Origin of the sequence: Streptomyces sp. 2A115 (genome assembly GCF_052245575.1) — a bacterium.
In the GTDB taxonomy this organism is placed as follows: domain Bacteria; phylum Actinomycetota; class Actinomycetes; order Streptomycetales; family Streptomycetaceae; genus Streptomyces.
This window is the reverse complement of the sequence record NZ_JBQQCG010000054.1, coordinates 1-11,817: the sequence shown is the minus strand read 5'-3', so window position 1 is coordinate 11,817 and position 11,817 is coordinate 1. Positions and strand designations below refer to the sequence as shown.

The 11,817-nt window shown below is 70.6% G+C and carries 12 protein-coding genes and 1 pseudogene; 7 read left to right on the top strand and 6 right to left on the bottom strand.

What is annotated here, in order from left to right:
• The first annotated feature begins 47 nt into the window (after positions 1-47).
• Both ACTWQR_RS35810 and thpD read left to right on the top strand, forming a co-directional pair.
• A complete protein-coding gene (locus ACTWQR_RS35810) occupies positions 48-452 on the top strand; it encodes an ectoine synthase (protein WP_443231399.1) in 405 nt (134 codons plus the stop codon).
• A gap of 4 nt (positions 453-456) precedes the next feature.
• Entirely contained in the window at positions 457-1,356 is a 900-nt protein-coding gene (thpD, locus tag ACTWQR_RS35805) for an ectoine hydroxylase (protein ID WP_443231398.1), read from the top strand.
• Between the two features lie 62 nt (positions 1,357-1,418).
• Here thpD and ACTWQR_RS35800 read toward each other — a convergent pair.
• The 6 genes and pseudogenes from ACTWQR_RS35800 to ACTWQR_RS35775 all read right to left on the bottom strand — a co-directional run bounded on the left by ACTWQR_RS35800 (position 1,419) and on the right by ACTWQR_RS35775 (position 6,931).
• Positions 1,419-2,486: pseudogene (locus ACTWQR_RS35800) on the bottom strand (maleylpyruvate isomerase family mycothiol-dependent enzyme).
• A gap of 42 nt (positions 2,487-2,528) precedes the next feature.
• The gene (locus ACTWQR_RS35795) at positions 2,529-3,155 is read right to left on the bottom strand and encodes an RNA polymerase sigma factor (protein WP_443231397.1); all 627 of its coding nucleotides are present in this window, start codon (positions 3,153-3,155) and stop codon (positions 2,529-2,531) included.
• Positions 3,156-3,313: 158 nt separating this feature from the next.
• Positions 3,314-4,363 carry an aminotransferase class V-fold PLP-dependent enzyme gene (locus tag ACTWQR_RS35790; protein ID WP_443231396.1) on the bottom strand — a complete coding sequence of 350 codons (1,050 nt, stop codon included), beginning with the start codon at positions 4,361-4,363 and terminating at the stop codon, positions 3,314-3,316.
• A 117-nt stretch (positions 4,364-4,480) separates the two neighbouring features.
• Positions 4,481-5,194, bottom strand: a complete 714-nt coding sequence (locus tag ACTWQR_RS35785; protein WP_443231395.1) for a DsbA family oxidoreductase — start codon at positions 5,192-5,194, stop codon at positions 4,481-4,483.
• Positions 5,195-5,269: 75 nt separating this feature from the next.
• Positions 5,270-5,773 carry a GNAT family N-acetyltransferase gene (locus ACTWQR_RS35780; RefSeq protein WP_443231394.1) on the bottom strand — a complete coding sequence of 168 codons (504 nt, stop codon included), beginning with the start codon at positions 5,771-5,773 and terminating at the stop codon, positions 5,270-5,272.
• A 57-nt stretch (positions 5,774-5,830) separates the two neighbouring features.
• Positions 5,831-6,931: a pyridoxal-phosphate-dependent aminotransferase family protein gene (locus ACTWQR_RS35775; RefSeq protein ID WP_443231452.1), complete on the bottom strand. Its 1,101-nt coding sequence runs from the start codon at positions 6,929-6,931 to the stop codon at positions 5,831-5,833.
• A 192-nt stretch (positions 6,932-7,123) separates the two neighbouring features.
• Here ACTWQR_RS35775 and ACTWQR_RS35770 point away from each other — a divergent pair, with 192 nt between their 5' ends.
• From ACTWQR_RS35770 to ACTWQR_RS35750, 5 genes are all read left to right on the top strand, one after another.
• Complete coding sequence (locus tag ACTWQR_RS35770; protein ID WP_443231393.1) at positions 7,124-7,978, top strand: transporter substrate-binding domain-containing protein; 855 nt, start codon at positions 7,124-7,126, stop codon at positions 7,976-7,978.
• Positions 7,975-8,808 carry an amino acid ABC transporter permease gene (locus ACTWQR_RS35765; protein WP_443231392.1) on the top strand — a complete coding sequence of 278 codons (834 nt, stop codon included), beginning with the start codon at positions 7,975-7,977 and terminating at the stop codon, positions 8,806-8,808. Before ACTWQR_RS35770 ends, ACTWQR_RS35765 begins: the two co-directional genes overlap by 4 nt.
• Positions 8,805-9,626: an amino acid ABC transporter ATP-binding protein gene (locus tag ACTWQR_RS35760; protein WP_443231391.1), complete on the top strand. Its 822-nt coding sequence runs from the start codon at positions 8,805-8,807 to the stop codon at positions 9,624-9,626. The genes ACTWQR_RS35765 and ACTWQR_RS35760 overlap by 4 nt, the downstream gene beginning before the upstream one ends.
• A gap of 120 nt (positions 9,627-9,746) precedes the next feature.
• Positions 9,747-10,538 carry a PIG-L deacetylase family protein gene (locus tag ACTWQR_RS35755; RefSeq protein ID WP_443231390.1) on the top strand — a complete coding sequence of 264 codons (792 nt, stop codon included), beginning with the start codon at positions 9,747-9,749 and terminating at the stop codon, positions 10,536-10,538.
• Positions 10,539-10,577: 39 nt separating this feature from the next.
• On the top strand, positions 10,578-11,669 hold the full coding sequence (locus tag ACTWQR_RS35750; protein WP_443231389.1) for an amidohydrolase family protein: 1,092 nt from the start codon (positions 10,578-10,580) through the stop codon (positions 11,667-11,669).
• Positions 11,670-11,817 lie beyond the last annotated feature (148 nt).

Sequence of the window (11,817 nt, the reverse complement as noted above, 5' to 3'; positions counted from 1 at the left end):
AGCTGACGGCCGGAACGGAAACCGCCTGAAGGAGGCACCGCACCACCGTGATAGTCCGTTCGTTCAAGGAGCTCGAAGGCACCGACCGGCACGTCAAGTCCGCGTCGGGCACCTGGGAGAGCAAGCGCATCGTCCTCGCCAAGGAGAAGGTCGGCTTCTCCCTGCACGAGACGATCCTGTACGCGGGGACGGAGACGTCGATGTGGTACGCGAACCACATCGAGGCCGTCGTCTGCGTCGAGGGTGAGGCCGAACTCACCGACGACGAGACCGGGAAGAAGTACACGATCACGCCGGGAACCATGTACCTCCTCGACGGACACGAGAGGCACACGATGCGGATCAAGGAGGACTTCCGCTGCGTGTGTGTCTTCAATCCGCCGGTGACCGGACGGGAGGACCATGACGAGAACGGTGTCTACCCCCTGCTGACCGAGCCCGAGGAGGTCTGAGCAGATGACCACGACCCCGACCACGCTGACCGATCTGTATCCGAGCCGTGGCGCCGGTGAGGTGTCCGTGCCCCGCCAGGACCCGGTTGTCTGGAGCACGCCGGACACCCCGGGCCCGATCCCGCAGGCCGACCTGAAGTCGTACGAGCGCGACGGCTTCCTCGCCGTCGAGCAGCTCATCGGCGACGACGAAGTACCGCTCTACCGCGCCGAGTTGGAGCGCCTGATCGCCGACCCGGCGATCCGCGCCGACGAGCGCTCGATCGTGGAGCCGAAGTCGCAGGAGATCCGCTCGGTCTTCGAGGTCCACAAGATCAGTGAGGTCTTCGCGCAGCTCGTACGCGACGAGCGCGTGGTGGGCCGGGCCCGGCAGATCCTCGGCTCGGACGTGTACGTCCACCAGTCGCGGATCAACGTCAAGCCGGGCTTCGGGGCGAGTGGCTTCTACTGGCACTCGGACTTCGAGACCTGGCACGCCGAGGACGGTCTGCCGAACATGCGGACCGTGTCCGTGTCGATCGCGCTGACCGAGAACTACGACACCAACGGCGGCCTCATGATCATGCCGGGGTCGCACAAGACGTTCCTCGGCTGTGCGGGGGCCACGCCGAAGGACAACTACAAGCAGTCGCTGCAGATGCAGGACGCGGGCACGCCCTCCGACGAGGCGCTCACCAAGTTCGCGTCCCGGCACGGCATCAAGCTCTTCACGGGCAGGGCCGGTTCGGGGACCTGGTTCGACTGCAACTGCATGCACGGCTCCGGGGACAACATCACGCCGTTCCCGCGGTCCAACGTCTTCATCGTGTTCAACAGCGTGGAGAACGCGGCGGTGGAGCCGTTCGCGGCGCCGGTGCGGCGGCCCGAGTTCATCGGGGCGAGGGACTTCACGCCCGTGAAGTGACGCAGGCATGAGTCATGGGCCGGCCCGGCATCCGAGAGATGCCGGGCCGACCCATGACCGCGTCACAGCCATGCCAGCGACGCCGCCCGCTCCAGTACGTCCCGTACCGCGTCCTCGTCGCCCGCCGCGCCCCTCGGCACCTCGTCGGGCGCGTACCGTCCGCCCACGAGCAGGCAGAAGTCCACGGCGTCCAGGACGAGTTCGGCCCGGACCGGTTCGTCCTCGGAGCCGAGCACCCACTGCACGTCGCCGCCCTCGGGACCCGTGACCGTGAACAGCACCGGAGCCGCCGTGAGCCCCAGCGCCATGCCGAGGATCCGGACGGCGAGACGGACCAGCTGCCACAGGTGGGCGTCCGGGGGCGGCGGCACGGCGAAGCCGAGCGCGCGGCCGATGTCGTCCGTGTGGATCCACGCCTCGAAGGCGCGCACGACGAAGTGGTCGGCGACGGGCAGCCGTACGCCCATCAACGTCGTGGCGTGCGCGGCGCGTTCGGCGTCCCTGGCCTCGGGGGTGGCCAGCAGCAGCGCGGCCTGCGCGGACCAGGCGGCCACCGTCTCCTCGGGGGCACGTGTCCGCTCGTACGCGATCACGTCGGCGGTCCGCGCCTCCCACGCCTGCTCCCATGTGGCCCGCTCCGTGATCCGCGACGGCGGCGCGTGTGCCTCGAGGCCGAGGCGGCGGGCCAGTTGCTCATCGGCGGCGATCAGGTGGCCGACGGTGTCGCGGACGTCCCAGTCGTGCACGACGGGGGTGCTCCACGGCCCGGGGCCCTCGACCTCCCGCAGCAGCGCCTGGAGTCCGGCGACCGCGGCCGCGTACGGGACCGCGTGCGCGGCGACGCGCGGCACGGCGGGCCGGGCGCGCAGGGCGACGCCGAGCACACCGTCCACCCCGGCGAAACCGTTGTCCGCGCTCGCTGCCGCTCCTGCGGCCTCGCTGCCGGTGGCCGCTCCCGGCGACCCGTCCATCAGCCGTACCGTCTACCGGAGCCGCTCCGCCTCCGCCGCGCAGCTCTCGCACTCGGCCAGGTGCAGCGGCACAGCCTTCTCGTCCGCCGGCTGCAGCGCCCCGAAGGCCCAGGCGGCCAGCAGCTCGCGCACACCGTCGTGGTCGTGGTCGTCAGTCACCGGACGCCTCCTTCCACTGTCGGGCCTGTCGGCCTGTCGCCATCATGCGCCCCTTTCCCACGCAGGATCCGGTGGGTCGGCCGAATCCGCCAGGGACTCGGCCAACTTGCGCAGGGCCGATCGTAAGCGGGTCTTGGCGGTGCCTTCCGGGATGCCGAGTTCGACGGCGGCCTGGCGGTAGGTGCGGCCCGCGAAGTAGGCGAGGTGGATCACCTCGCGCTGGGGCTGGGGGAGTTCGGCGAGGGCGGAGTGCAGCAGGAGCGAGCGTTCGCGATCGACGACCGTCTCGTCGGGGCCGGGCCCGGCATCGGGGATGGCCTGCAACGCGGAGTCGTCCGCACCGGCGGCCTTGCGGTGCCGGGCCTCGCTGCGCACCCAGTCCACGGCCCGCCGGTGGGCCAGCATCGACAGCCAGGTGCGCAGCGAACCGCGGCGCGCGTCGAACGCGTACGGCCTGCTCCACAGTTGGGCGAAGACCTCCTGCGCCACATCCTCGGCGGCCACCGGGCTGTGCGTGACCCGGACGGCCACCCGTCGGACGAGCCCGCCGTACGCCGCGTACGCCTCGGCCAGCGCGGACTCGTCGCCGTACACCAGCCGTCGACGCAACTCCGCGTCGACGGGCGCCCGCTCGGACGTGTGGAGAGTTGGCTCCACCGGCACCACCACCTCGTGCTGCCTTCCTAGCGCCCTCCGGTGCCCTCGCGCCAGTGGATCGGCCGGACTCGCCAGTAGGTCAGCCGGAAAGGACCCCGTGAGTGCTCGTGAGAGACACCCGATGAGTGATCGGGAGAGAGACCGGTGGGTCAGCGGAGAGACCCGGTGGGTCAGCCGGAAAGGACATCGAGCAGCCGGTCCACGTCCGCGGCCGTGTTGTAGAGGTGGAACGCGGCCCTCAAGTTGCCCGCGCGGTTGGAGACCTCGATCCCCGCCCGGCTCAGGTCCGCCTGCCGGTGGCCGAGTCCGGGCACCGACACGATGGGGGAGCCGGGGGCCGGCACCGGGGCCGTGCCGAGGGAGTCGAGCCCGGCGCGGAACCGGTCGGCGAGCGCGAGGTCATGGGCCCGTACGGCTTCGACGCCGAGCTTCTCCATCAGTTCGAGGGAGTGCCGGGCGCCCGCGTACGAGAAGAGGCTGGGGCTCTCGTCGAACCGCCGCGCGGAGTGGGCGAGCTCCTCGACCGGGCCGTAACAGGAGTCCCAGGGGTTCTCTCCCGCGACCCAGCCGGCGAAGAGCGGCGTGAGTCCGCCGAGGTCCTCCGGAACAACCAGGAAGGCCACGCCCTTCGGGCAGACGAGCCACTTGAACGCGACGGACGACACGTAGTCGTACGCGTCCGCGTCGAGCGCCAGCCATCCGGTGGCCTGGGACGCGTCGACGTATGTACGGGCCCCGTGCGCCCGCGCGGCCTCGCGTATCGCGGGCAGGTCGGCGACCCGCCCGTCGGCGGACTGCGCGGCGCTGACCGCGACGAGTGCGGTGTCGGGGCGCACCGACTCGGCGATCCGCTCCAGCGGGACGGTGCGCACCTTGAGGTCCTCGCGGACGTGGAAGGGGTTCACGATGGAGCTGAAGTCGGCCTCGGCGGTGAGGACTTCGGCGCCCTGGGGGAGCGAGGCCGCGATCAGGCCGGTGTAGACGGCGACCGAGGCCCCGGCCGCGACGCGTCGCTCCGGGACCCCGACCAGCCGTGCGAAAGAGGCCCGGGACGCCTCGACGTCCGCGAACATGTCGGACGGCTTCCCGTCGGCCATGGACCGCACGGCGGCCTGCATCGCGTCCACCGTGCGGGCCGGGAGGAGCCCGGTGCTCGCGGTGTTCAGGTAGGTGTTCTTCGGGCCGAACTCGGTACGGACGAGGCTCTCGAAGGTCTCCATGGGACCACTCTGCGGCCCCGTGAAGGGTCAGTCCATTGCGTATTTTTGCGTGGATCCTCTAAGAAGCCCTTATGCATGCCCGCTGACCTGCACCAATGCCCGCCGCACCCTTCCGGGTCAGTGCTGCGGGACCGCGCATCCGTCCGGGCCGCAGGCGTCGGCGTCGTTCTCCTGGATCAGCTTGAGCGGAGAGTGGCTTCCCCACGCCTGCTCCAGAGCCTGCGCGAACACCTCGGCGGGCTGGGCGCCGGAGACGCCGTACTTGCGGTCGAGGACGAAGAACGGCACACCGTTCGCGCCCAGCTCCTTGGCCTCGCGCTCGTCGGCGCGCACCTCGTCGGCGTACGCGGCCGGGTCGGCGAGCACCTTGCGGGCCTCGTCCGCGTCGAGCCCGGCGGCGACGGCCAGCTCCACGAGCCGCTCGTCGTCGTTGAAGACGGACCGCTCCTCGGCGAAGTTCGCCTTGTAGAGCAGGGCTATCAGCTCGTCCTGCCTGCCCCGCTCCTTGGCGAGGTGCAGCAGCCGGTGCATGTCGAAGGTGCTGCCGTTGTCGCGGTCCCGGGTGCGGTACGCCAGGCCCTCGGCTGCGGCCTGCGCGCCCAGGTTCTCCTCGCCGGCCTGTGCCTGTGCCTCGCTCATGCCGTACTTCTTGGTCAGCAACTTGACGACCGGCTCGATGTCGCCCTTGGCGAGGGTGGGGTCGAGCTCGAAGGAGCGGTGCACCACCTCGATGTTCTCGCGGTGCGGGAAGGCGTCGAGCGCCTTCTCGAAGCGGGCCTTGCCCACGTAGCACCAGGGGCAGGCGATGTCGCTCCAGATCTCGACGCGCATGTCTTCGGCTCTCTCCCACTCGTACGAGGACGGAGACACCCTCCGCTCACTACGTGAGCATTCAAACGCCTCGGGTCATTCCCCGCTGACGGCGTACCGCAGGAACAGATGGTGGTCGCCGTCGGCGGGCGGGTTCTCCGGGTCGGGGACCCAGCCCTGGCGTGCGTAGAAGGCCTGGGCGCGCTCGTTGTCGACGTGCACGTCGAGGCTGGCGTACCGCTTGCCGTCGGCCAGCCACTGCTCCACGCAGGCGGCGTGCAGCGCGGCACCCAGGCCCGTACGCCAGTGATCGGGGTCGACATGGAACTGGAAGAGCTTCACAGTGTCGGCGGGAGCGTCCCTGGCCGTGCGGAAGGAGGCGATGGCCACGATCCGGCCCTCCTGGACGGTGCACAGCACATGCCCGTCCGGCCGCTCGATTTCCGCACGCCAGCCCGCGAGCCAGTCCGTGCCGTCCTGCGGCACTCCGTCCGGGTAGTACGTCGCCCGCGCGCGGGCGTGCAGTCCGGCGACGGCCGCTGCCTCGGCGGGCAGCGCGGTCCTGATCACGTGACGTCCGGTCACCTGGTTTCTGATCATGTCGCGGAGGACGCGTCCGTGTCCGCCGCGGTTCCGAGCCTGCCTCAACCCCGGATCTCAGCCCCAAGTCTCCGTCACGGCACGACGCGCCGCCTCCAGGTCCACCGACAGGCCCGACTCCGTGAGCGCCGCCCCCAGGGCGGCCAAGCCGGCGTGGACCGCGTCGCGGGTCGCGTCGGGGCCGTAGTGGTTCACCCGGATCATCTCCTTGGACAGAGCGCCGCCGCCCGCGACCAAGGGCACACCCGGGTCGGCGGCCAGTGCCTTGGCGACCAGTTCCGTGGCGTCCACGCCCGCCGGAGTGCGCAGCGTCGTGGCGACCGGGGCCGCGTCCCTGGACTCGTACACATACGGTTCGAGGCCTCCGCCCAGCGCGAGCGCCCCCGCGCGGGTGGCGGCCGCCGCGGTTGCGTGGCGGGCCATCACCGTGGCCGGTCCCTCCGTCTCCATGCGCTCCACGCAGGCCTCCAGCGCGAGCATCTCCAGCTGGGCCGGAGCGTGCAGCAGGGCCTTGCGGCCGGTGTCGATCCAGCGCTCCTTCCAGTCCAGGAGGGAGAGGTACGAGCGACGAGGGGCCCGCGGGTTCGCGGCCATCCGGGTCCAGGCCCGCTCGCTCACCGACACCGCCGAGACGCCGGCCGGCCCGCCCATCGCCTTCTGCGCGCCGATCACGCACAGGTCCACGCCCCACGCGTCCGGCAGGACCGGCTCGGCACCGATCGAGGCCACCGCGTCCAGGTAGAACAGCGCGCCTTGCTCCCGTACGACCGCGCCGATCTCCGCGACGGGATTCGTGTTGCCGGTGGCCGCCTCCGCGTGCACGAGGGACACGAAGTCGATCTCCGGGTGCTCGGCGAAGGCATCGCGGATCTGCGCGGCCGTGACCGCCGTGTGGAAGGGGACGGCCAGGTCGTAAACCGTCGCCCCGCAGTCCCGCAGCCAGTCCCCGAAGGTCTGCCCGTACGGGCCGGTGATCACGTTGAGTGCCGTCGTGCCGGGACCGGCGGTGGCGCGAATGGCGCCCTCCAGCGGCAGCAGCGCCTCGCCCTGCGTGATCACGACGTCCTGCTCGGTGGTGAGCAGCCGCGCCACTCGGTCCTCGATCGACGCGAAATGCGCGGCGCTCAGCGGTTCCAGGTCCAGGAAGGGGTGGGTCACTGCGGTGCTCTCTTCACTCACGGGGGTACTGGCTTCGCTCGCGGGTACTGATTTCGAGCGTATCCGGCACGCTTTGCCCGCCCCCGACCGGATAGTTCTGAGGTCAGACGGCCCAGTAACCATGGGAATGATTTGAGTGACTCAAACCTTTCCTTATAATCAGAAGCCTCAGTTCCCTCACAGGAGGTACCCGTGAACTCGGTCCTCGGACGCCGGACCCGCATTCTGGCCGCCACCACCGCGACGGCCGGGCTGCTGCTCGTGGCCGGCTGCTCCTCGGACGACGAGGGGAAGACGACCACCGCGAACGGGGTCGAGCTCGTCCAGGGCGGGCAGATCACCACCTGCACGCACCTGCCGTACCCGCCCTTCCAGTCGGAGGTCGACGGCAAGGTGCAGGGCTTCGACGTCTCGCTGATCGACCTGGTCGCCGAGGACCTGGGCGTGAAGCAGGAGATCCGCGACACGCCCTTCGAGAACTTCAAGACCGGCGCGTTCCTCAACTCCGACCAGTGCGATCTCGCCGCGGCCGGCATGACGATCACCGAGGAGCGCAAGAAGAACGTCGACTTCTCCGACCCGTACTTCGACGCCACCCAGGCCGTCCTGGCCGACAAGAAGAGCGGCATCGGCTCCTTCGCGGACCTCAAGGGCAAGAAGGTCGGCGCCCAGGCGCAGACGACCGGTGAGGAGTACGCGAAGGGCAAGGGTCTGGACCCGGTCTCCTTCGAATCGTCCGACGCGGTCCTCAACGGCCTGCGTACCGGCCAGGTCGAGGCCGTCGTCATCGACTACCCGGTCGTCCAGGGCTGGCTGAAGGACAAGGCCAACGCGGACGCCTTCGAGGTCGCCGACAACATCAACACCGGTGAGCAGTACGGGTTCTCGGTGAAGAAGGGCAACACCAAGCTCGTCGACGCCATCAACAAGGCCCTCACGGACGCCAAGGCCGACGGCACGTACAAGAGGCTGTACGAGAAGTGGATCGGCCCGTACGACGAGAGCGCCGCGGGCGACTCCTCCGCTTCCCCGTCCGCCGCCTCATGACCGAGGCGGATACCCGGATACAGCCTCTCAAAAAGGGTCTGACCAGGCGTCAGAAGCGGGCAATCTCGCGCGGCATCCAGTACGCGTTGGGCCTCGCGGCCGTGGTCGCCCTGATCGCCACGGCCGACTGGGACCGGCTGCAGAACCAGTTCGCCCAGGCCGACCTGGCCAAGCGGCTGTTCCCGGACATCATCACGCTGGCCCTGAAGAACACCGTCCTCTACACGCTGTCCGGCTTCGTCTTCGGCCTCGCGCTCGGCATGGTGATCGCGCTGATGCGGCTGTCCCCGGTGGGGCCGTACCGCTGGCTGGCCGGCATCTACATCGAGATCTTCCGCGGCCTGCCCGCCCTGCTGATCTTCATCTTCGTGGGCGTCGCCGTACCGCTGGCGTTCCCTGGCACGGAGATCCCCGGCGGGACGTACGGGAAGGTCGCCCTGGCGCTCGGCCTGGTCGCGGCCGCGTACATGGCGGAGACGATCCGCGCCGGCATCCAAGCCGTCCCCAAGGGACAAATGGAAGCGGCCCGTTCGCTGGGTTTCTCGCACGCCCGGGCCATGGTCTCGATCATCATTCCGCAGGCGTTCCGGATCGTGATCCCGCCGCTCACCAACGAGTTGGTGCTCCTCTTCAAGGACTCCTCGCTGGTGCTGTTCCTCGGTGTCACGCTGGAGGAGCGCGAACTGGCCAAGTTCGGCCGCGACCTGGCCAGCGAGACCGCCAACTCGACGCCGATCCTGGTGGCGGGCCTGTGCTATCTGCTGGTCACGATCCCGCTCGGGTTCGTCGTCCGCCGCCTCGAGACGAAGGCCGGGGAGGCCACCAAGTGACCAGTACGAGCAGTATCAGCAGTGCGAGCAGTACGCCGGAGATCCAGGTCCGCGACCTGCACAAGTCCTTCGGCGACAACGAGGTGCTGCGCGGCATCGACCTGGAGATCGGCCGCGGCGAGGTCGTCTGCGTCATCGGCCCGTCCGGCTCCGGCAAGTCCACGCTGCTGCGCTGCGTGAACCTCCTGGAAGAGCCCACCAAGGGCCAGGTCTTCGTCGGCGGCGCCGAGGTCACCCACCCCGACGTGGACATCGACGCCGTACGTCGCCGGATCGGCATGGTGTTCCAGCAGTTCAACCTCTTCCCGCACCTGTCGGTGACCGAGAACCTCACGCTTCCGCAGCGCCGGGTCCTCGGCCGCGACAAGGCGGAGTCCGCGAAGGTGGCCGCCGAGAACCTCCGCCGCGTGGGGCTCTCCGAGAAGGCGGCGGCGTACCCCTCCTCCCTCTCCGGCGGCCAGCAGCAGCGCGTCGCCATCGCCCGCGCGCTCGCCATGGGCCCCGAGGTGATGCTGTTCGACGAGCCGACGTCGGCACTCGACCCGGAGCTGGTGGGGGACGTGCTGGCGGTGATGCGCATGCTCGCGAACGAGGGCATGACGATGATGGTGGTGACCCACGAGATGACCTTCGCCCGCGAGGTCGCCGACCGGGTCGTCTTCATGGACGCCGGCGTGATCGTCGAGGAGGGCCCACCGGCCCAGGTCATCGGCAACCCCGCCCACGAACGCACCCGCCACTTCCTCTCCCGCCTTCTCGACCCCGCGATGGCCGACGTGGAGGAGGAGACGTCGGACCAGGTGGGCGGCAGCGACTGAGGCGGCAGCGACTGAGGGGGCCGCTGAGGGGGCACCCGACCCGGCGCCTCCCATAAGCGTTTCGAATCGGACATCCGTGCCTCTGTCGCTCAAGGCGCCAGGACCGTCATCATTCGGGGCATGGCGACTGTCGACGACGCGGGCGGCTTCGGAGCGGGCACCGCGCTGCCCCCGCTGCCGGAGGACTGGGAACGCTGCCTGGCCGTGGCGGCGCACCCGGACGACATCGAGTACGGGACGGCCTCCGCCGTGGCCCGGTGGACGGCTCAGGGCAAGCGGGTCACGTACCTGCTGGCCACGCGCGGCGAGGCGGGTATCGACGGGCTGCACCCGGACCGGGCGGGCCCGCTGCGCGAGGACGAGGAGCGGGCCGGGGCCCGCGAAGTGGGCGTGGAGACGGTGGAGTTCCTCGACCACCGTGACGGGGCCGTCGAGTACGGGCCTGCCCTGCGCCGCGACATCGTGCGGACGATCCGCCGGCACCGGCCCGAGGTCGTGGTGTCGGGGGCGTACACCGTGCGCATGGTCGCCGGAGTGGTCAATCAGGCCGACCATCGCGTGGTGGGACTCGCCGCGCTCGACGCGGCGCGGGACGCGGGGAACCGGTGGATCTTCCCGGAACTCGCCGACGAGGGCCTCGAACCCTGGGGCGGGGTCCGCTTCGTGTGTTTCGCCGGCGCCGAGCGGCCCACGCACGGTGTGGAGGTCTCGGGCGAGCCGCTGGAGCGGGGCATCGCCTCACTGGCCGCGCACGCCGAGTACACCAAAGGGCTCGGGGCGGCGGGCTTCGAGCCCCGCGCCTTCCTGACCTGGACGGCCCGACAGGCCGGGCCCGCCCTCGGTGTCGAGGCGGCGGTCCTCTTCGACGTGCACTGGCTCGCCTTCGAGGGACCGCCGCCCTGGGAGCAGTGACATTCCGGGTCGGTTCCGGGGCTGACTAAGGTGCGGTGCATGAGCGATCGCATGGTGCTGCACGTGAAAGGGCGGGTCCTGGTGGGACCCGACGACGTCCGCGACGAGCTGTGGGTCGTCGACGGCCGGATCTCCTACGACCGTCCCGTCGGCGCCCGCGACATCCGTACCGTCGCGGGCTGGGCCCTGCCCGGCCTCGTCGACGCCCACTGCCATGTGGGCCTCGGCCCGCACGGCCCGGTCGACCAGGACGTCGCGGAGAAGCAGGCGCTGACCGACCGGGAGGCGGGCACGCTGTTGATCCGCGACGCGGGCTCACCGTCGGACACCCGCTGGATCGACGACCGCGAGGACCTTCCGAAGATCATCCGGGCGGGCCGGCACATCGCGCGAACCCGCCGCTACATCCGCAACTTCGCCTGGGAGATCGAGCCGGACGACCTCGTCGCGTACGTCGCCCAGGAGGCCCGGCGCGGCGACGGCTGGGTGAAGCTGGTCGGCGACTGGATCGACCGCGGGACGGGCGACCTGGGCGCCTGCTGGCCGCGCGCGGCGGTCGAGGCGGCGATCACGGAGGCCCACCGCCTGGGCGCCCGCGTGACGGCGCACTGCTTCGCCGAGGACTCCCTGCGGGACCTGGTGGAGTCGGGCATCGACTGCATCGAACACGCGACGGGCCTGACCGAGGACCTGATCCCGCTGTTCGCCTCGCACGGGGTCGCCATCGTGCCGACGCTCGTGAACATCGCGACCTTCCCCGAGCTCGCCGACGGCGGCGAGTCCAAGTTCCCCCGCTGGTCGGCCCACATGAGGCGCCTGTACGAACGCCGCTACGACACCGTGCGCAACGCCTACGACGCGGGCATCCCGGTGTACGTCGGCACCGACGCCGGCGGCACGCTGCCGCACGGCCTGGTGGCGGCCGAGGTGGCGGAACTGGTGACGGCCGGGATTCCCGCGGTGGAGGCGCTGTCGGCGACGACGTGGAGAGCCCGGAAGTGGCTCGGTCGGCCTGGCCTGGAGGAGGGGGCGGTGGCTGATCTGGTGGTGTACGAGGCGGACCCGCGCGTGGATGTGCGCGTGCTCGGTGCGCCGCGCGAGGTGGTGCTGAACGGGCGGGTCGTGGGCTGAGGCGGTTGCCTCCGGCGGTTGGGCGGTTGGGTTGTTTGTTTGTCTGCGGGGTGGTGGGGGCTGGTCGCGCAGTTCCCCGCGCCCCTTGGGTGTGTGGGGGGTCGGGGCCGTGCCGGGGCGTCCGACCGCCACTCTGAGGTAGTTGGGT